The sequence below is a fragment of the Chryseobacterium sp. genome, from assembly GCF_045629545.1.
Lineage (GTDB): Bacteria > Bacteroidota > Bacteroidia > Flavobacteriales > Weeksellaceae > Chryseobacterium.
The window spans coordinates 1-19,145 of the sequence record NZ_JAZQRK010000020.1 but is presented as its reverse complement, the minus strand read 5'-3'; the positions used below and the strand labels follow the sequence as shown (position 1 = coordinate 19,145).

Sequence of the window (19,145 nt, the reverse complement as noted above, 5' to 3'; positions counted from 1 at the left end):
ATGGAACAGACTCAAAAGATATTGTGTTTCGGAGAATTGCTTTTGCATTTTGCTCCGGATACAGAAGGAAATTGGCTAGATAATCAATCTTTAAGAATATATGTTGGAGGTGCAGAATATAATGTATCTTCGGCTTTAGCACAGTGGGGAAATCCAGTAAAATTGTTATCAGCTTTACCACAAAATTATTTAGGAAATCAACTTTCTTCTAAATTAAATAAAGCAGGAATTGAAGTTTTTTCTGATGAATCTAATGGGAGATTAGGGACTTTTTATCTTCCCTTGGATGGAGATATGCAAAATGCAGGCGTAGTTTATGATCGTTTTCCATCGGTGTTTACAGAATCTCAATTTAATTTGGTTGCAGATGATGAACTTTTTAATGAGGTTAAATGGTTGCATATTTCTACCATTACACCCGCTCTAAGTGAAAGTGCATTCCAGAAATGTTTAAACTTAATGAAGGAAGCACAAAAAAGAAATATAAGGGTTTCACTGGATCTTAATTATCGTGCAGCACTTTGGGTGAACAGAAATTCTTACGATAAAATTTCTCTTTTGATGCCTTATGTTTCTCTATTGATGGGAAATATTTGGTCGATTCAGCAATTTTTAAATATTCCTATTGAATATGAATTGAATGGGAATTTCGATGACGAAAATCTCTTAAAACAAGCTAAAAAGTCGGCGAAAAAAGTTCAAGAAATTTATCCTAATGTAACGACTGTAGCCAATACTTTTAGGTTTACACAAGGCGACGAAGTGAATTATTATGCGACTTTGTTTAAAGACAATCAGTTATTTATTTCAGAAAAACAATACTCTGAAAAAGTAGTAGAGCGTGTAGGAAGTGGCGACTCTTTTATGGCTGCGCTAATCCATGGAAGTCTTAAAAATAATCCAATTCAACAAATTTTAGAAGATGCTTCAAAAGTAGCTTTCAAAAAACTATTTGTAAAAGGAGATACCATTAACGAAACGATAAACATCGAAAAACTATGAACCCAATTGTACAAAAAATAAAAGACCAAAAAATAATTCCGTTGTTCTACAATGATTCTTTTGACGTTTCGAAATCAATTGTAAAAGCTTTATACGAAGCTGGAATCCGAATTATAGAATACACCAATCGTGGTGAAAAAGCCTTGGATAATTTTACAAGATTAAAAGAAATTACATCTACCGAATTCCCTGAATTAATGTTAGGAATTGGAACGGTAAAAAACGCTTCTGAATTGAAATTGTATGCAGATGCAAAAGCGGATTTCATCATCACACCCGTAATCAATCAAGAATTAATTGATTGCTCAAAAATAGAAAATATCCTTTTAATTCCAGGAACATTAACACCTTCAGAAGTGAATTTAGCCTACCAAAATGATCTACGGTTGGTGAAAATTTTCCCTGCTGATGCGGTTGGTAAAAATTATATCAAATCTATAAAACCTGTTTTTCCGGGTATGGAATTTATGCCAACTGGGGGAGTTACGGCAGAACTAGAGGATATAAACGAATGGCTGAATGGTGGGGCAATCGCAGTGGGACAAGGCAGTGCTTTAATTAAAAATGATATTTCTCTTGAAGAACTTCAGACGAAAGTGCAAGAGTTACTTAATCTACTAAATTCATAAGATGCAAGCACCGAAAAAACAAAATTTAAGATGGTTTATGTTGTTTATGGTTTTCTTAGCAACAACAATCAATTACTTAGACCGACAGGTAATGGGTCTTCTGAAACCCACGTTAGAAAGCGAGTTCGGGTGGGATGAGAAAGATTATTCTTACATTGTAATGGCATTTACTGCTTCTTATGCGTTGGGGAATTTATTGATGGGAAGATTCATTGATAAAGTAGGTACTAAGATAGGTTATGCAGTTTCTCTTGTAGTATGGAGTATTGCTTCTATGGGACATGGTTTGGTAAAATCTACTTTTGGGTTTTTACTAGCAAGAACAGCATTAGGTATATCCGAAGCGGGAAACATACCTGCTGCGGTAAAATCTGTTGCCGAATGGTTTCCAAAAAAGGAAAGAGCTTTGGCAACAGGATTGTTCAATTCTGGGGCAACTATTGGAGCTATCTTAGCACCCATTTTAGTCCCTTTTATTTTGGGACATTATGGATGGCAGCAAACTTTCGTTTGGATTGGTGCGGCTGGACTTTTATGGATGATATTATGGTGGAGATTCTATAGTAAACCAGAAGATAATAAAAAGATATCCTCGGAAGAATTAGCCTATATCAAAAGTGATCAGGATGTAGAGGTCAAAGATCAACCTGCGGTATCTTTTAAAGAAATCTTTAAGCTAAAAGCTACATGGACATTTGCATTAGGCAAAATGATGACCGATCCTATTTGGTACTTCTTTATGTTTTGGTTGCCTGCTTATTTTGCGGATGTTTTCAAGATGGATCTTACCAAACCTTCCTTACCACTTATCTTAATCTATGGTGGAACCACAATTGGAAGCATTGGCGGTGGCTATATTTCAGGTTTATTTATAAAAAAAGGTTGGACGGTAAACAAAGCGAGAACAACTACAATGCTGTTATTTGCTTTAATGGTAGTTCCTGTAATGTTCTCCAAATATTTGGATAATATGTGGATGATTACCCTTGTAATTGCTATTGCAACGGCTTCACACCAAGGCTGGGGTGCCAATCTTATGACGGCAGTTTCAGATAAACTTCCCAATTCTTATGTGAGCTCAGTGATTGGTTTTGGTGGGATGATGGGTTCTATCGCAGGGATTATTTTCCCTCTATTTATAGGGATTGTTTTAGATTATTTCAAAAAACAAGGAGATATTAACAGCGGTTATAATATCATATTCTTTATCGCAGGAGTTTCCTATATCTCTTGTTGGTTTCTTATCAAATTTATCAATAAACAAAAATCAGTTCAGTAAATCTTAATTAAAACTAAAGAACTATGTCTTACTTTTTAAAACCAAAATCACTTTTATTTTCGGCAGCAGCATTACTCGCAGCTCAGTCTGTTTCGGCACAGGTTTTTTCTAACTTTTCTTACAAGGGAAATGATAAAATCTACAATGAAAATCCCTTAAAATCTGACGAAATGCATTCTCCAATCTTGCAAGGATGCTACCCAGATCCTAGTATAACGAGAAAAGGGGATGATTATTATTTGGTAAATTCTTCATTTTCTATGTTTCCGGGTGTTCCTATTTTTAAATCTAAAGATTTGGTAAATTGGAAACAAATAGGACACGTATTGGACAGACCTTCTCAGCTGAAAGTAGACAAAGCAGGTTTTTCTGAGGGTATCTATGCACCAGACATCAAATACAACAAGTACAACGATACATTTTATATGATTACTACGCAGATTGCAAGCGGTATTGGCAATATGGTGGTGAAAACTAAAGATCCTGAAAAAGGCTGGAGCGAGGTTAAAAAAATTGAAGTGGGCGGAATTGATCCCTCTTTATTCTTTGATGACGATGGCAAAGCCTATTTATTTCACAATGATGCACCAGATGCAGGAAAAGAATTATACAGTGGACACCGTGTGATAAAAATGTGGGAATATGATTTGGACAAAGATCAAGTAATCGCTGGATCTGATAAAATTGTAGTTGATGGTGGAGTAGATATTTCCCAAAAACCCATATGGATAGAGGGACCTCATCTGTACAAAAAAGATGGAAAATATTTCCTGATGTGTGCAGAAGGTGGTACAGGAGATTGGCATAGTGAAGTTGTTTTTATGAGTGATTCTCCAAAAGGCCCATTTATTCCAGCCTCTAGCAACCCAATTCTCACGCAACGTCATTTTCCTCGTAACAGAGCAAATATGGTAGATTGGGCGGGACATGCAGATTTGGTAGAAGGTAAAGATGGTAAATATTATGGCGTATTTTTAGGCATTCGTCCTAATGAAAAAAATAGAGTAAATACAGGCAGAGAAACCTTTTTACTGCCTGTAGATTGGAGCGGAACTTATCCTGTTTTCGAAAATGGTTTGGTACCGATGAAACCTAAGATGAAATTGCCAAACAACGCTATAAATGAAACAGGTAAAAACGGATTCTTCCCGAATGGTAATTTTACTTTTGAAGATGCTTTAACCGATAAAAACTTAGATTTCCGTTGGATTGCCATGCGTGGGCCAAGAGAGAGTTTTATTTCTACTCAGAAAAATGGAGTAAAATTAGCAGCTTATGCTACCAATATCAAAGATAAAGCACCGGTTTCTGCGTTATTCCACAGACAACAACATTCAAATTTTCAAGCTAATGTAACGCTAGATTATCAGCCCAAATCTGAAAAAGAACTGGCAGGTCTAACGTGTTATCAAAGTGAAAATCACAATTATGTTTTCGGAATTACAAAGAAAAACAAAGACTTCTATATTGTATTAGAAAAAACAGAAAAAGGAGTATCAAAAGTGCTTGCGAGCCAAAAAATAAATTACAAAAAAACAATACAGATGAAGGTGAATGTGGTTTCAGATGAATACCAATTCAGTTTTTCGGTAGATGGGCAAAACTATACCAATTTGGGAGAAGCTGTTTCTGGAGATATCCTTTCAACAAATGTTGCCGGTGGTTTCACAGGTGCTTTAATAGGATTGTATACAACGGCTAATAATATAATGGATTTCAAAAATTAATGGGATTATGAAAATAGTTAAAAAATCAATCGCTCTCGTTCTATTAGGGATATCTATAGCCTACTGTAAAGCGGCAGATCCTTTTATTTTAACTCAAAAATCAGAACAATCAATAACGATAAAAGATAAGTCGAGCCGTCCGAATATCTATTATGATACAACCATCGACAAGGGGGTTTTAAGAGCTCTAAATAGTTTCCAAACGGATCTTAAAAATGTAACTGGTGAAGCACCCTTATTTATCAATCAATTATCAAATTCTAATAAACCTACCATTATTGTAGGAACTATTGGAAGCAATTCTGTGATTGATGCTTTAGTAAAACAAAAAAAGATGAATGCTAAAGACTTACAAGGCAAACGCGAAAAATTTATCATTCAAAATATTAAAGCCAACGATAATTCTGACGTCATCGTTATTGCAGGAAGTGATAAACGCGGTACAATTTATGGTATCTATGAATTTTCTAAACAAATAGGCGTTTCTCCTTGGAACTATTGGGCAGATGTACCTGTTGCCAAAAAAGAAAATCTCTACTTCAAAAAAGGAAGTTACACCGATGGCGAGCCTGCTGTAGAATTACGTGGAATATTTTTAAATGATGAAGAACCTGCTTTGGGAGGTTGGGCAAGAGCAACATTCGGAGGATTCAATTCTAAATTTTATGAGAAAACATTTGAGCTTGTACTTCGACTGAAAGGAAATTATATGTGGCCAGCAATGTGGGGAAGTGCTTTCTATGATGATGATCCACAAAACGGACCATTGGCGAACGAAATGGGAATTGTCATCGGATTATCTCATCATGAACCTATGACGATGAGCCAGCAAGACTGGAGACGTTATATCGCTAAAAATAAGTTGCCTAACGTCTGGGATTATACCAAAAATAAAAAAGTTTTAGACGATTTTTGGACCAAAGGTATTGAACGAAGTAATAGCTATGAGCGCTTGGTAACTATCGGTATGCGTGGAGATGGTGATGAAGCAATGGAAGAAGGAACTAATATTTCGTTATTAGAAAATGTGGTGAAAAATCAGCGTTCGATTATTGAAAAAGCGACAGGAAAAAAAGCCAACAAAACCCCGCAGGTTTGGGCGTTGTATAAGGAAGTTCAGGATTATTATGATGCTGGAATGCGCGTTCCCGATGATGTGGTTCTTTTATTTTGTGATGATAATTGGGGAAATGTGAGAAAACTTCCAGATCTTACCAAGCCTCTTCACAAAGGAGGTTATGGAATGTATTATCATTTTGATTATGTAGGAGGCCCTAGAAATTCAAAATGGATCAATATCAGCCCCATTCAACGTATTTGGGAGCAAATGAACCTTACCTACGAGCACGAAGTTAAGAAATTGTGGGTCGTGAATGTGGGAGATTTGAAACCAATGGAATTCCCGATTTCTTTTTTCCTAGATATGGCTTGGAATCCGAAACAATTTAACCAAGATAATCTTTTAGAATATACAGAAAATTGGTCGGCTCAACAATTTGGTGAAAAATATGCAAAAGATATCGCTCGTATGATCGATTTGTATACGAAATACAATCGCCGCGTGACGCCTGAAATGCTCAATGATAAAACATACAGTTTAGAAAACTATAAAGAATTTGAAACGGTAGTCAACGAATACCGAACGTTGGCTCTAGAGGCTAACCGTATGTATAACGACATCCCAGCTGAATATAAGGATGCTTACTTCCAACTGGTGCTGTATCCTATCGATGCAAGTAGTAATCTGTACGAAATGTATTTTAGTTTAGCAAATAACAAAAAATATGCAGCTGAAAATAATCCAGAAGCCAATCACTTTGCAGAAAAGGTAAAAAAACATTTTGATTACGATACACGTTTGGTAAACAAGTATAATAAAGAAATTGCAGGTGGAAAATGGCCTCATATGATGGATCAAATTCACATTGGGTATACCTATTGGCAACAACCAGAGCATAATGTGATGCCGGAAGTAACAGTTGTTTCATCTCCGAATACCGAAAAAGTTTTCAAGGAAAAGGATGGCTACGTTTCTATTGAAGCTGAAAATTTTGCCAGAAAAAATAATTCAGGGAAAATAGAGTGGAAAGTGATTCCTAATTTCGGAAAAACCAAATCGGGAATTACTACTTTTCCGGCCAATGCTTATCCTACACAGAAGGACAATTTGTATGTAGAATACGATATAAACTTTGAAACAATAGGTACTTTTGATATTGAATTATTGTTAGCACCTACGCTCAATTTCAACCATAATAAAGGTCTTAGATATGAGCTGTCTATTGATGGTAAAAACCCACAGACTATTAATTTTAATGGACATTACAAAGGTGAATTAGCAGAGTGGCAAGCAGAACACATCATCAGATCCAAATCTAAAATTACGATCGATGCTAAAGGGAAACATACTTTAAGATTTAAAGTTCTAGACCCTGCAATAGTCTTAGAAAAAATATTAATCAACACGGGTGGTCTCAAACCTTCTTATCTTGGCGCACCAGAAAGTGAATTCTAATGAAGTTGAATTTTATATAATAATAAATAAATGATTACGATCTCGGATTACGCAACCTCTGCGGAGGGTGAATTGATAAAAAAATATACTTTAAAAAATGCCAATGGTATGTCTGTCGAGATTATTAATCTCGGTGGCATCATTACTTCTCTTAAAGTGCCTTCTAAAAAAGGTGAGCTAAAAGAGGTAGTTCTTGGATATGAAAATCCTGAAGATTATTTCGAAAATCCTTTCTTTTTTGGGGCTATTATAGGTCGTTATGGGAATCGTATTGCCAATGCGAAATTCAAAATCAATGATGAGGTTTATCAGTTGGAGGCTAATAATGGGCCGAATAATCTGCATGGAGGTAAAAATAGTTTTCATACCAAAATTTGGGATGCAAAAATTACTAGCAATGATAAAGTACAACTAGCTTATCTAAGCCATGATGGGGAAGAAGGTTTCCCTGGTAATTTGGCAAGTAGCGTTACCTACACTTTGACTGCTGATAATGCTCTAGAAATAACTTACGAGGCTACCACTGATAAAGAAACGGTGGTGAATATGACGCAGCATACTTATTTTAATCTGTCGGGTGATTTTTCTAAGGATATTCTAGATCATCAATTGCAGTTGAATTGCGATGCTTACTTGCCCACCGATGACACAATGATTCCTACAGGTGAGCTAAAGTCTGTGAAAGACACGCCTTTTGACTTTAGAATTTCAAAAACTTTAGGAAATGATATTCATACTTATGATATTGATTTGGGACTAGGCTGCGGATACGATCATACCTTGGTGATCAATGGAAATGGTTTTAGATCTGTGGGCATGGCATCTTCCGAAGAATCTGGTGTGGTAATGGAAGTGCTTTCCACCGAGCCAGGCGTACATTTGTACACGGGAAATCATATTAACTCAACCAAAAAAAATCAACAAGGATCGGACTGTGGAAGTAGAACAGGTTTCTGTTTGGAAACCCAACATTTTCCAGATTCGCCCAACAAGAAGGATTTTCCATCGGTATTTATAAAACCAGAAGAAAAGTATGAGTCTACTACTGTATTCAAATTTTTTACAATATAGACCAAGAAATAGTCATAATTTCAGCGCCGAGGAGGTTTTTTGGTTAATTTATAATTGAAAAAAAGCAAAAATTCATGGAGAAATCTATGAATTTTTGTGTTTGTAAAAGTTAAATTAATGTTAAATTAATCTGTTCTCAATGTCACCATCTACTCATATCCAAAAATCGAGGTTATTATAAAATATACGATAAGCTAAACTTTGCTTTTTATTTTTAAAATTCTCTTGGTTTTGTTAATCAGTTATTTCGAACATAGCATCAGAATTTATCCTGCATTTCTAATCTTATTTTTAATGATAAGTTATTTTGTTTTTACTTTGTTAGTGAGCTTTTTCACGCACTTTTTTCACTTAAATTATTTTCAGGATAACCAAATCATTTTTTTATGTAAATTCTTTCATTTATTTTTAAAATTGTGGAAATATATTGATACTTCTATACAGATGTACTATGTATTATTTGTTTTTTATTGTAGATAGTTGATAGATATTTCTTTTTTGATGAAGGATGATGTATAGGAAAATTGGAAGTAGTATCCTACTTTATTATGAATATTAAAATTACTCTAGACTGCTCGTTTTGTTGTAAAAGCGAACCTTCTTAATCCATGAATAGAGAAGTATTTCTTATTTTTTAAAATTTTATAAATACCATTAAGCATGAACCAAAAATTAAAACAAAAAGTAGTCTCGCTATCATTTGGACTAATGGGGTTAGGTACAATGATGGAGGCAAAAATAAAACTTCCAGCATTGGTATCTGATGGAATGGTTTTGCAGCGAGATCAAAAAATTAAAATTTGGGGGAAAGCAGATTCTAAAGAGCGAGTCTTCGTTCAGTTTCAAAATAAAAAATACCATACGATAGCCGATATCAATGGTAATTGGCAGATTTTGCTTCCATCTCATAAAGCAGGCGGTCCCTACACGATGACTATTAATGAGATTACTCTAAAAGATATTTTGGTAGGTGATGTTTGGTTGGCTTCTGGACAATCTAATATGGAGTTGCCGATGTACCGTGTAAAGCCTTTGTACGAAAAGGAATTTGCTTCGGCTTACAACAAAAATATCAGATTTTTCACAGTTCCTCAAAAGTATAATTTTAAACAATCTCAAGTTGATATTAGTGGTGGAAAATGGGAATCAACTTCATCGAGTACAATAGCAAGTTTCTCTGCTGTTGCATATTTTTTTGCTAAAAATCTAAACGAAAAATACAATGTTCCTATTGGAATTTTGCATTCTAGTTTAGGTGGCTCACCCATTCAGGCATGGATGGATCCGTCTACTTTAAAAAAATATCCAGATTATTTGGCGGAAGCTGAAAAATGGAAAAGTGACGACCTTATAAAAAATACAGAATCCAATGAAAGGAATCTGAGTGACGCATGGTATGCAGAACTAAACGCTACCGATTTGGGTTTAAAACAAAATTGGACAAGCAATGCTACCGATTTTTCTTCTTGGAAGACAATGAGTGTTCCAGGTTCTTGGGAAGATCATGAAGGAGAATTTGAAGGAATTATTTGGTTGAAAAAAGAAATTGTACTTCCTACTGTGAGCAATGGTAAAACTGCTTTTTTAAATTTAGGAAGAATAAAGGATGCGGATGAAACGTATATCAACGGAGTAAAGGTAGGAAATGTAACTTACGAATATCCACCAAGATGGTACAAAATCCCTGAAGGTGTTTTGAAAGATGGGAGAAATATCATAACTGTACGCGCCATCAATGGTAGTGGAAGAGGAGAATTTGTAGTAGATAAGCCATATTATCTAGAAATGGAAGGTCAGAAAATAGATCTTAAAGGCAATTGGAAATACAATATTGGTTCGAAAATGAATCGTGTAGCGCCCGGACAGACTTTTATACGTTGGAAGCCTACCGGTTTGTACAATGCGATGATTCATCCTTTGATTAATTACAACATCAGAGGAACCATTTGGTACCAAGGCGAAAGCAACACTGGGAAACCTCAAGAATATGGAGATTTGCTAACGACGATGATTTCAGATTGGAGAACAAAATTCGAGCATAAAGATATGCCATTTATTGTGGTTCAGTTATCCAATTTTATGGTAGCTTCAGAACAACCTATAGAAAGCAATTGGGCAGAACTTAGAGATCAACAAAGAAAAGTTTCGCAAAAAGTTTCTAACACTGGTTTGGTGGTAAGTCATGACATTGGAGAGTGGAATGACATTCATCCATTAAACAAAAAATCGGTGGGAGACCGCGTGGCGTTGCAAGCTCAGAAAATAAGCTATAACGAAAAAATAACTGCTGATGGTCCCGTTTATCAATCCGCAAAATTTAAAAAAGGTAAAGCTATTCTTACATTCGAAAATGGAACCGATGATTTTGCTAAAGTGAAGGATCTAAATGGCTTTGCGATACAAGGCGACAATGGAAAGTGGGTTTGGGCAAAAGCAAAGATAAAAGGTAATAAATTAATAGTTTGGGCAGACGAAATTACCCAACCAAAAGCGGTGCGTTATGCCTGGGCTGACAATCCAGATACAGCCAATCTGAAAAATACAGCGGGGTTGCCAGCTTCATCATTCACTACAGAAAATTAATAATACTAATAAATTTTTAAGTAAATAATATTGTAAAAGATTATGAATAATCAATCTCAAAAAATATCAGTAATAGAAAAAGTGGGCTACAGTTTGGGAGACCTCGCTGCAAATTTGGTTTTTCAGACCTTAGTTACTTACTTGGCGTATTTCTATACCGATATTTATGGTCTAAAGGCAGAAGATGCATCAGTAATCACCCTGATTGTAGGCCTTATCGCAGGTTTTGGGTTCAACCCTGTAATTGGTGCTATTGCAGACCGTACGAAAACTAAATGGGGAAAATTTCGTCCTTGGATTTTGTTTACAGCTGTCCCTTTAGGTGTTTGCGCTTTATTGGCTTTTAGTACTCCAGATTTCGATTATAAAGGGAAGGTAATGTATGCAGCAATTACGTATTCTCTTTTGCTTCTTTTATATGCAGGGAACAACTTGCCTTATTCTGCTCTTAGCGGAGTAATTACAGGAGATATGGGAGAAAGAAACAGTATTTCTTCTTATCGTTTCGTAGCTGTAATGTTTGCGCAGTTCTTTGTACAAGTATTTATGTTGCCTATTATATTATCTGCTGGAGAAGGCGATAAGGCAGCCGGTATAGAAATTGTGATGACATGGTTGGCGATTATCGGAACAATTATGTTGCTAATGACTTTTTTTACAACTAAAGAAAGAGTAGTACCAACTGCAGAGCAACAATCTAATCTTAAAGATGACCTTAAGGATCTTTTTCAAAATAAACCTTGGATCATTATGCTGTCTGTAACCACTTTGATCTTTATTACTTTGGCAATGAAAGGAGGATCTTTCGTGTATTATTTTAATAATTATGTAGACGAACATTCTCTTAAATCTTTTATTTTACCTATTACAGCATTTTTTGATTCTATAGGGATGAATTTCTTTGGTGCTGATCCTAAATCTGCAGGTTTCGGATTATTCAATGCTGGTGGAATTATTATGATGATTATTGGGATTACTTTCTCCAAGAGATTTGCTGATAAATTTGGAAAAAGGGATACTTTTATGACCTCACTTTTTATTTCAACTTTATTTATTGCCATGTTTATTTTCTTCCCTCCAGAATCGGTGTTATTGATGTTTGGAGCGCAGATTCTTCACGGTTTCTTCTATGGTATTAGTACGCCATTATTATGGGCGATGATTGCTGACGTTGCCGATTATTCTGAATGGAAAAATAACCGTCGTGCAACAGCAATTATTTTCTCTGCCATGATGGTGGGTCTAAAAGTAGGATTAAGTATCGGAAGCTCTTTGGTGGCATGGATTATCAGTACCTACGGATATATTTCTGCAGAAGGTGGCGCTAGTGTTATCCAACCAGAAACAGTAGCTGCAGGCGCAAAAATGCTAGTAAGTATTTTTCCTGCCGTTCCGTTCTTTGCAGCTTGTGGACTTTTATTTTTATATAAAATTGATAAGAAAATGGAAGTTCAAATTGAAAATGATTTAAAAGAAAGAAGAAAAAAATAACTATGAAAAATATCGTTATTACTGCTTTATCTATTGCAGCTATTAGTTTAACATCTTGTTCAACAACTCAGAAAACAGCTTCTGTACAATCTCCACAAACACTGAAGGAAGGTTTTAAAAATCACTTTTATGTAGGTGCGGCGATTAATCTAGACGCCATTCATAATAACGATAAAAAAGCGGTGGCTATTATCGAAAATCAGTTTAATTCTATTGTTGCTGAAAACTGTATGAAGTCGATGTTTCTTCAGCCCAAAGAAGGAGAATTCTTTTTTGATGATGCCGATCAATTTGTTGCTTTTGGACAAAAAAATAAGATGTTCATTATCGGACATTGCTTAGTTTGGCATTCACAAGCTCCCGATTGGTTCTTTACTGATAAAGAGGGCAAAAATGTGTCTGCTGAAGTTTTGAAGCAACGTATGAAAAAACACATTACCACAGTTGTGTCTCGCTATAAAGGGAAAATACATGGTTGGGATGTAGTGAACGAAGCCATCATGGAAGACGGTTCTTATAGAAAAAGTAAGTTCTATGAAATTTTAGGAGAAGAGTTTATCCCATTGGCGTTCCAATATGCACACGAAGCAGACCCTAATGCAGAGTTGTACTATAATGATTATAATGAGTGGCATAAAGGGAAAGTGGAAACAGTTGTAAAACTCATTGCAGATTTGAAATCTCGAGGAATAAGAATAGATGGGATGGGATTACAAACTCATGTAGGCTTAGATTATCCTACGATAGAAGAATATGAGAAAGCCATCATCGCTTATACCAATGCTGGAGTGAAAGTGAGTTCTACAGAGCTAGACATCAGTGCCTTGCCTTCGCCTCACAAAATATCTTCTAATATCGCCGATACACAGGCTTACGAGAAAGAGCTTAATCCCTATACTTCTGGTTTGTCAGAGACAGCAACTACAAAATGGGAAAAAAGATATATGGATTTCTTTTCTTTATTCTTAAAACATAAAGATAAAGTAAAAAGGGTAACCCAATGGGGCGTAACGGACATAGACTCTTGGAAAAACGATTTCCCAATAAAGGGAAGGACGGATTATCCTTTATTATTTGATAGAAAATATCAAACAAAACCTATTGTAAAAAAACTGATTCAGTTGGCTGAAGAAAAAAAAAACTAAATAAATACTATAAAAATTGATATAATGAAGAAAGCAAAATACCTTGTACCGAACGATTATATGGCAGATCCATCCGTTCACGTTTTCGATGGTAAATTATACATTTATCCTTCTCACGATTGGGAAAGTGGAGTAGAAGAAAACGACAATGGAGATCATTTCAACATGAAAGATTACCACGTTTTTTCTATGGAAGATGTAGAAAATGGCGAAGTTACAGATCATGGAGTTGCTCTTTCGGTAGAAGATATTCCATGGGCAGGTCGCCAATTGTGGGATTGTGATGTAGCTTACAAAGAGGGTAAATATTATCTATATTTCCCTTTAAAGGATAAAAACGACATCTTCCGTTTCGGCGTTGCAATTTCAGACAAACCTTATGGCCCCTTCGTTCCACAACCACATCCAATGATGGGTTCTTATAGCATCGACGTTGCTGTTTTCGAGGAAGATGGAAAACACTATTTCTACTTTGGTGGAATTTGGGGAGGCCAACTTCAACGTTACAGAAATAACAAAGCGTTAGAATCTGCAATTCTTCCTAATGAAGACGAACCAGCTCTTTGTCCTAAAGTTGCTGTTTTAAGAGACGATATGCTAGAATTTGGAGAAGAACCTAGAGATATTAAAATTCTTGACGAAAACGGAGAAGAACTAAAACATGGTAATCCTTATCGCTTCTTCGAGGCTTCTTGGATGCACAAACACGATGGTAAATATTACTTCTCTTACTCCACAGGAGATACGCATTTTCTTTGTTATGCAGTAGGAGATAATCCTTACGGACCTTTCACTTATCAGGGGGTAATTTTGACGCCTGTTGTAGGCTGGACAACGCATCACAGTATTGTAGAATACAAAGGAAAAAACTGGTTATTCTTCCACGATTGTGTTCCTTCTGAAGGCAAAACTTGGCTAAGAAGTCTAAAAGTTGTTGAACTAGAATACAATGAAGATGGCACTATAAAAGCCATCGAAGGAATGGAGCAATAATCTGTAAAGATTAATTTATAAAATTTGATCTTGGGGCTTGGTTGGAATATGTATTTCGGCCGAGTCTTCAAGGACTTTACTTTTAATTATTTGGGTTAATGTATTTCCAAAATATGAAAGTACGATCCCAAAATTTACTCAAAATTAACCTTTTATGAATCTTAGAAAAATTAGAAACTTAGGCTTATTCTTACTTTTGATTCCATTAAGTTTTCACGCAGAAGATGGTAGCCAATTATGGTTACGATTTCCAAATGCTAAAGGTGGTTTAGCTAAAGAAAAAATTGTTTCGAAAGGCAATTCTAAAACTTTGCAAATCGCGAAAACGGAACTAACAAATTATTGGCAAGGACAAGCCATCGAGCTAAAAATAGATAACAAATTATCTTCGCTAAAAGATGGTTATACTATTAAAACATCGGGTAACAAAATTGTTGTTTCAGCTGCTAAAGAAAGCGGGTTGTTATATGGAGTTTATCATTTGCTAAGGTTGCAAGAAACAAAATCCAATTTATCTCAACTTAACATTACAGAAAAGCCATCTTACGATGTGAGAATTCTCAATCATTGGGACAACCTTAACGGTACTGTAGAGCGTGGTTATGCTGGTAGATCACTTTGGAAATGGGAAGATCTTCCTAACAAAATTTCACCACGTTACGAAGCTTATGCCAGAGCCAACGCATCTGTTGGGATTAATGCTGTTGTGCTTAACAATGTTAACGCATCGCCTAATATCCTAAAGAAAAATTATATAGATAAGGTTAAAGTTATGGCAGACATCTTTAGAGCTTATGGGATTAAGGTTTATTTATCCGTTAATTTTTCTTCGCCTAAAGTTATTGATGGATTAGAAAATTCGGATCCGCTTAATAAAGACGTTCAGAATTGGTGGAAAGATAAAGCTGCTGAAATCTATAAAACGATTCCAGACTTTGGAGGATTCTTGGTTAAAGCTAATTCCGAAGGCGAGCCTGGTCCACAAGATTACGGACGTACACACGCAGACGGAGCCAATATGATGGCCAAAGTTTTGAAGCCTTATGGTGGACTTATTATGTGGCGTGCTTTTGTGTATAGCCCAAGTTCTGATGATCGTGCTAAGCAAGCTTATTTAGAGTTTAAACCTTTGGATGGTCAGTTCGATGATAACGTTATCATACAAATTAAAAATGGTCCTATTGACTTCCAACCAAGAGAAGTATTTAGCCCACTTTTCGGCGCGTTAAAGAAAACGCCAGAGATGGTAGAGTTCCAGTTAACTCAAGAATATTTAGGCCATTCTAATCACTTGGTTTATTTGGCACCAATGTTTAAAGAAAATTTGGATAGTGATACATTTTCGGATGGTAAAGGGTCTACAATCGCCAAATTAACAGATGGGACATTGCGACCTGCAAAGGTAACAGCAATTTCTGCGGTCGCTAATATTGGTGAAGATACCAACTGGACAGGACACCATTTTGCACAAGCTAACTGGTATGCTTTCGGACGTTTGGCTTGGAATCATCAATTATCATCAGAACAAATTGCAGACGAGTGGATTAAGCAAACATTTACTAGCGAAGCCAATTTTCTAAAACCAGTTAAAGAGATAATGTTAACTTCTCGCGAAACTACGGTGGATTATATGATGCCTTTGGGACTACATCATATCTTTGCAGGCGTTCATCATTACGGTCCAGAACCTTGGGGGAACTACGAAAATACAAGGGCAGATTGGTCACCGTATTATTATCATAAAGCTGATGTTAACGGTATAGGTTTCGATCGTAGTAGTAAAGGTAGTAACGCATCATCTCAATACAGTTCGCCGCTAAAAGAAATGTATAACGATGTAGAGACAACACCAGAAAATATGATTCTTTGGTTCCACAGAGTACCTTGGACTTACAAGATGAAGAACGGTAAAAATCTTTGGGAAAATATGGCTTATCAATATGATAATGGGGTTAAAAATGTAAGACAATACCAAATTCTTTGGGATAAAATGGAACCTTATGTAGACGAAGAAAGATTCAAACACATACAATCCAGATTAAAGATACAATCTAAAGATGCTGTATGGTGGAAGGATGCATGTTTGCTGTATTTCCAAACATTTTCTAAAATGCCAATTCCTTACGATATCGAAAGGCCTGTACACGAGTTGGAAGATTTAAAGAAAATAAAATTGAATATGGGACATCATAACTAATATCTTATAGAAAAAACAAAAGAAGCTACGATTGGGTCGTAGCTTCTTTTTATAAAGCACAATAAGTCGCTATTTATTAGTGAGTTTCTGTACCGTCTACTCCGTGAGCGTGACCGTGAGCCAACTCTTCTTCTGTAGCTGGACGTGCAGAAATTACTTCTACATCAAAAGACAAATTCATACCAGCCATTGGGTGGTTAAGGTCTGCTACTACTACTTCGTCTGTAACTTCTACTACTACTGCATTGAAGCTGTTTCCTGCATTATCTTGCAAAGGCAACATCGCACCTACTGGAGGCATACCTGCTTCCTGAAACATATCTACAGGTAACTGAGCAATTGCATCGTCTTGTCTTTCTCCGTAAGCATCTACTGCGGGCAAATCGAAAGATTTTTTGTCACCTACATTAAGATCAGAAATATATTCTTCAAATTTTGGTAACATCATCCCAACACCGTACAAAAATGTAAGTGGGTTTTCTGTAGTTGTTTGTTCTACAAAAGTTTTTTCTCCATTTTCTCCTACAGTATGAAGTGTGTAAGTTAACGCAACAACGTTATTTTTTTCTATAGCCATTTTATTTTTCGTTTTTAGGATTATGGATTCCTTTTTATTAATTATGCAAAGGTAATCTTTTGATTTTAAAACTCGTTGTGTAATACGAAAACTATCATTTGTAACAGATAGTAATAATCTCTTTGAGGTTTAGATTTCTACTCTCTACTATTGGCTATATCATTTCCTGCCGAGCTGGTATTTTCACATTATACAATAAGATATAAAAATGGTAATCAAATTACAAAGATCTAAATACCAGAAGAAAATTGATCTAGCCAATGGCTATCCAAACGGCGCATTCTGTTGGTTTCTTTCTCGAATAAGATCCAAAGAGTTCGGGAATCTACCATCAATTTTCCGTTGCAATAGAATTCTACTTTTCTAGGTTGCTTTACACCATCTGGAGGCAAAGGATAGGTTTTTATGGTAACAATATCATCCAAAAAAAGCTGTTTTTTATATTGTATATGATGGTCATACATCACCCAATAATCATTGGTATATTGACACATATGCTTCACAGATTCCCAATGTTCTTCGGCAATTTCTTCCACCCAACGCACATATTGTACATTGTTCACATGATTATTTTGGTCTAAATGTTCTTTCGTCACTACGATGTCTTTACTGTATATTAAACTCATAATTTATTTAATAGTGTAAATTTAAGCCATAGGAATTACATTATTTCTTTTTTTGTTAAAGAATATGGTTAAAATTGTTTATGATAAATAGTCTAGGAAAAATTAGCAATTTTATATTGCCATTATAAACAACTCCAAATTTGGAACTCATCAGCAATTGATAAAGTAGAGAAATATAATTTGTTTTATATAAATAAACGCAAACGAGGTTTTACCTCTATATATGATTTCTTGGATGAAAAAAGAAAACTAAAAATGGTCAACAGAATTCAAAAACAAATCACTAAATTTGGTCTGACTGACAAAGATATAAAATTCACAAAAAACTGATTATCAATACTTAAACTTAAACTTAACGTTAGTCAGAATCTCTCCAGAACCGCCATGATAAAGAAATTGACAATATTAAATATCATAATTCTTATTTTAATATTTATTTCAAATATTGGAGAATTCTATGCTATAAATTATCCAATAAAATTTGATTTATTCCACAATTTTAGTAATTATGGCTTCGGATATCTTCTAATTACGTTTAGTATAATAGTAGTAATCACTTATTTAATTTCAAATTTGAATATTCAAAATTTAAGTTTTAAGCATAAATTTCTTGCATTTTTTGCATTAATAAATACAATTTTTCTATTCTTTTTAGTATTTACAGGATTTTCAAAATACAATGAAAACAAAATAAACTATCTGAAACTTGAAAACATTTATATAACTCAAGCTAAAAAAGATATTACAGCCGATAATGTAACTTATGAATATGCAGGAGGCTTAATAATTTCTGAATGTGACCAAACTATAGAGAACAAAATTGATAGTATTTATAAAAAATATGGTGTAACATATTTTAATACTGGTTGCAATATCATGGAAGATCAAAATAAAGCACAAGAAAAGTATGCTGAAATAGTTAAACCATATCTTGAGAAACGAAACGGCAAGAATTGGGAACAAAAAATGAAGTTTGAAATTGAACTGTTAAAAAGAGACTGCAGATAATAACTAAGCTTTCGTCTTGTCCGCAGGATACGAATCCGAAGCTTCGCCGTAGGCAAATGAAAGCCCGTTTAATACTTCGACAGGCACAGCTTCGGGAGCTTTTCAGCGGTGTAATGTTTCTTTATGGAGTTTTCGGTTTTAGAATTGAGATAGACAAAGCAGTTTTTTTAGAAGGACTGCTTTTTTTTAAAAGTTTAAATTTTGTTCTAAAATCTTTACTATTAAATCCACATCAATCATATGAGTCTCAAAAAACGATACCGACGAAGAAATAAAATTTATGTAAAGCGAAACTCTACATA

Annotated in this window: 14 protein-coding genes; 12 read left to right on the top strand and 2 right to left on the bottom strand. The window is 35.0% G+C overall.

The features are described 5' to 3' along the window. The 11 genes from ACKI42_RS04515 (at position 1) to ACKI42_RS04465 (ending at position 16,632) form a co-directional block, all read left to right on the top strand. A complete protein-coding gene (locus tag ACKI42_RS04515) occupies positions 1 to 1,002 on the top strand; it encodes a sugar kinase (protein WP_407402890.1) in 1,002 nt (333 codons plus the stop codon). After that, the gene (locus tag ACKI42_RS04510) at positions 999 to 1,631 is read left to right on the top strand and encodes a bifunctional 4-hydroxy-2-oxoglutarate aldolase/2-dehydro-3-deoxy-phosphogluconate aldolase (RefSeq protein WP_407402888.1); all 633 of its coding nucleotides are present in this window, start codon (positions 999 to 1,001) and stop codon (positions 1,629 to 1,631) included. The genes ACKI42_RS04515 and ACKI42_RS04510 overlap by 4 nt, the downstream gene beginning before the upstream one ends. Before the next feature lies 1 nt (position 1,632). Next, positions 1,633 to 2,910: an MFS transporter gene (locus ACKI42_RS04505; protein WP_407402886.1), complete on the top strand. Its 1,278-nt coding sequence runs from the start codon at positions 1,633 to 1,635 to the stop codon at positions 2,908 to 2,910. 23 nt (positions 2,911 to 2,933) lie between these two features. Beyond that, positions 2,934 to 4,637: a glycoside hydrolase family 43 protein gene (locus tag ACKI42_RS04500; protein WP_407402884.1), complete on the top strand. Its 1,704-nt coding sequence runs from the start codon at positions 2,934 to 2,936 to the stop codon at positions 4,635 to 4,637. A gap of 7 nt (positions 4,638 to 4,644) precedes the next feature. After that, on the top strand, positions 4,645 to 7,152 hold the full coding sequence (locus tag ACKI42_RS04495; RefSeq protein ID WP_407402882.1) for a glycosyl hydrolase 115 family protein: 2,508 nt from the start codon (positions 4,645 to 4,647) through the stop codon (positions 7,150 to 7,152). A gap of 30 nt (positions 7,153 to 7,182) precedes the next feature. Beyond that, entirely contained in the window at positions 7,183 to 8,223 is a 1,041-nt protein-coding gene (locus tag ACKI42_RS04490; protein ID WP_407402880.1) for an aldose epimerase family protein, read from the top strand. A 660-nt stretch (positions 8,224 to 8,883) separates the two neighbouring features. Beyond that, on the top strand, positions 8,884 to 10,806 hold the full coding sequence (locus ACKI42_RS04485; protein ID WP_407402878.1) for a sialate O-acetylesterase: 1,923 nt from the start codon (positions 8,884 to 8,886) through the stop codon (positions 10,804 to 10,806). Positions 10,807 to 10,848: 42 nt separating this feature from the next. Further along, complete coding sequence (locus ACKI42_RS04480; protein ID WP_407402876.1) at positions 10,849 to 12,297, top strand: MFS transporter; 1,449 nt, start codon at positions 10,849 to 10,851, stop codon at positions 12,295 to 12,297. A gap of 2 nt (positions 12,298 to 12,299) precedes the next feature. Beyond that, complete coding sequence (locus ACKI42_RS04475; RefSeq protein ID WP_407402874.1) at positions 12,300 to 13,442, top strand: endo-1,4-beta-xylanase; 1,143 nt, start codon at positions 12,300 to 12,302, stop codon at positions 13,440 to 13,442. Between the two features lie 24 nt (positions 13,443 to 13,466). After that, positions 13,467 to 14,435, top strand: coding sequence for a glycoside hydrolase family 43 protein (locus ACKI42_RS04470; RefSeq protein ID WP_407402872.1), 969 nt, complete (start codon positions 13,467 to 13,469; stop codon positions 14,433 to 14,435). Positions 14,436 to 14,589: 154 nt separating this feature from the next. Next, complete coding sequence (locus ACKI42_RS04465) at positions 14,590 to 16,632, top strand: alpha-glucuronidase (protein ID WP_407402870.1); 2,043 nt, start codon at positions 14,590 to 14,592, stop codon at positions 16,630 to 16,632. A gap of 76 nt (positions 16,633 to 16,708) precedes the next feature. Here ACKI42_RS04465 and ACKI42_RS04460 read toward each other — a convergent pair whose 3' ends face one another. Together ACKI42_RS04460 and ACKI42_RS04455 are read right to left on the bottom strand one after the other, a co-directional pair. After that, positions 16,709 to 17,209 (bottom strand): peptidylprolyl isomerase, encoded by a 501-nt coding sequence (locus ACKI42_RS04460; RefSeq protein ID WP_407402869.1) that lies wholly within the window; start codon positions 17,207 to 17,209, stop codon positions 16,709 to 16,711. Between the two features lie 230 nt (positions 17,210 to 17,439). After that, positions 17,440 to 17,835, bottom strand: coding sequence for an acyl-CoA thioesterase (locus ACKI42_RS04455; RefSeq protein ID WP_407402867.1), 396 nt, complete (start codon positions 17,833 to 17,835; stop codon positions 17,440 to 17,442). A 384-nt stretch (positions 17,836 to 18,219) separates the two neighbouring features. Between ACKI42_RS04455 and ACKI42_RS04450 the strand changes: the two genes are divergently transcribed. Further along, entirely contained in the window at positions 18,220 to 18,843 is a 624-nt protein-coding gene (locus ACKI42_RS04450; RefSeq protein ID WP_407402865.1) for a hypothetical protein, read from the top strand. Positions 18,844 to 19,145: the final 302 nt, after the last annotated feature.

What these genes read in the sequence shown, in the direction of transcription:
- ACKI42_RS04510 (WP_407402888.1), top strand. Translation starts at nt 999, where the DNA reads ATGAACCCAATTGTACAAAAAATAAAAGACCAAAAAATAATTCCGTTG.
- ACKI42_RS04485 (WP_407402878.1), top strand. Translation starts at nt 8,884, where the DNA reads ATGAACCAAAAATTAAAACAAAAAGTAGTCTCGCTATCATTTGGACTA.
- ACKI42_RS04450 (WP_407402865.1), top strand. Translation starts at nt 18,220, where the DNA reads ATGATAAAGAAATTGACAATATTAAATATCATAATTCTTATTTTAATA.
- ACKI42_RS04490 (WP_407402880.1), top strand. Translation starts at nt 7,183, where the DNA reads ATGATTACGATCTCGGATTACGCAACCTCTGCGGAGGGTGAATTGATA.
- ACKI42_RS04465 (WP_407402870.1), top strand. Translation starts at nt 14,590, where the DNA reads ATGAATCTTAGAAAAATTAGAAACTTAGGCTTATTCTTACTTTTGATT.
- ACKI42_RS04460 (WP_407402869.1), bottom strand. Translation starts at nt 17,209, where the DNA reads ATGGCTATAGAAAAAAATAACGTTGTTGCGTTAACTTACACACTTCAT.
- ACKI42_RS04515 (WP_407402890.1), top strand. Translation starts at nt 1, where the DNA reads ATGGAACAGACTCAAAAGATATTGTGTTTCGGAGAATTGCTTTTGCAT.
- ACKI42_RS04495 (WP_407402882.1), top strand. Translation starts at nt 4,645, where the DNA reads ATGAAAATAGTTAAAAAATCAATCGCTCTCGTTCTATTAGGGATATCT.
- ACKI42_RS04470 (WP_407402872.1), top strand. Translation starts at nt 13,467, where the DNA reads ATGAAGAAAGCAAAATACCTTGTACCGAACGATTATATGGCAGATCCA.
- ACKI42_RS04480 (WP_407402876.1), top strand. Translation starts at nt 10,849, where the DNA reads ATGAATAATCAATCTCAAAAAATATCAGTAATAGAAAAAGTGGGCTAC.
- ACKI42_RS04475 (WP_407402874.1), top strand. Translation starts at nt 12,300, where the DNA reads ATGAAAAATATCGTTATTACTGCTTTATCTATTGCAGCTATTAGTTTA.
- ACKI42_RS04505 (WP_407402886.1), top strand. Translation starts at nt 1,633, where the DNA reads ATGCAAGCACCGAAAAAACAAAATTTAAGATGGTTTATGTTGTTTATG.
- ACKI42_RS04455 (WP_407402867.1), bottom strand. Translation starts at nt 17,835, where the DNA reads ATGAGTTTAATATACAGTAAAGACATCGTAGTGACGAAAGAACATTTA.
- ACKI42_RS04500 (WP_407402884.1), top strand. Translation starts at nt 2,934, where the DNA reads ATGTCTTACTTTTTAAAACCAAAATCACTTTTATTTTCGGCAGCAGCA.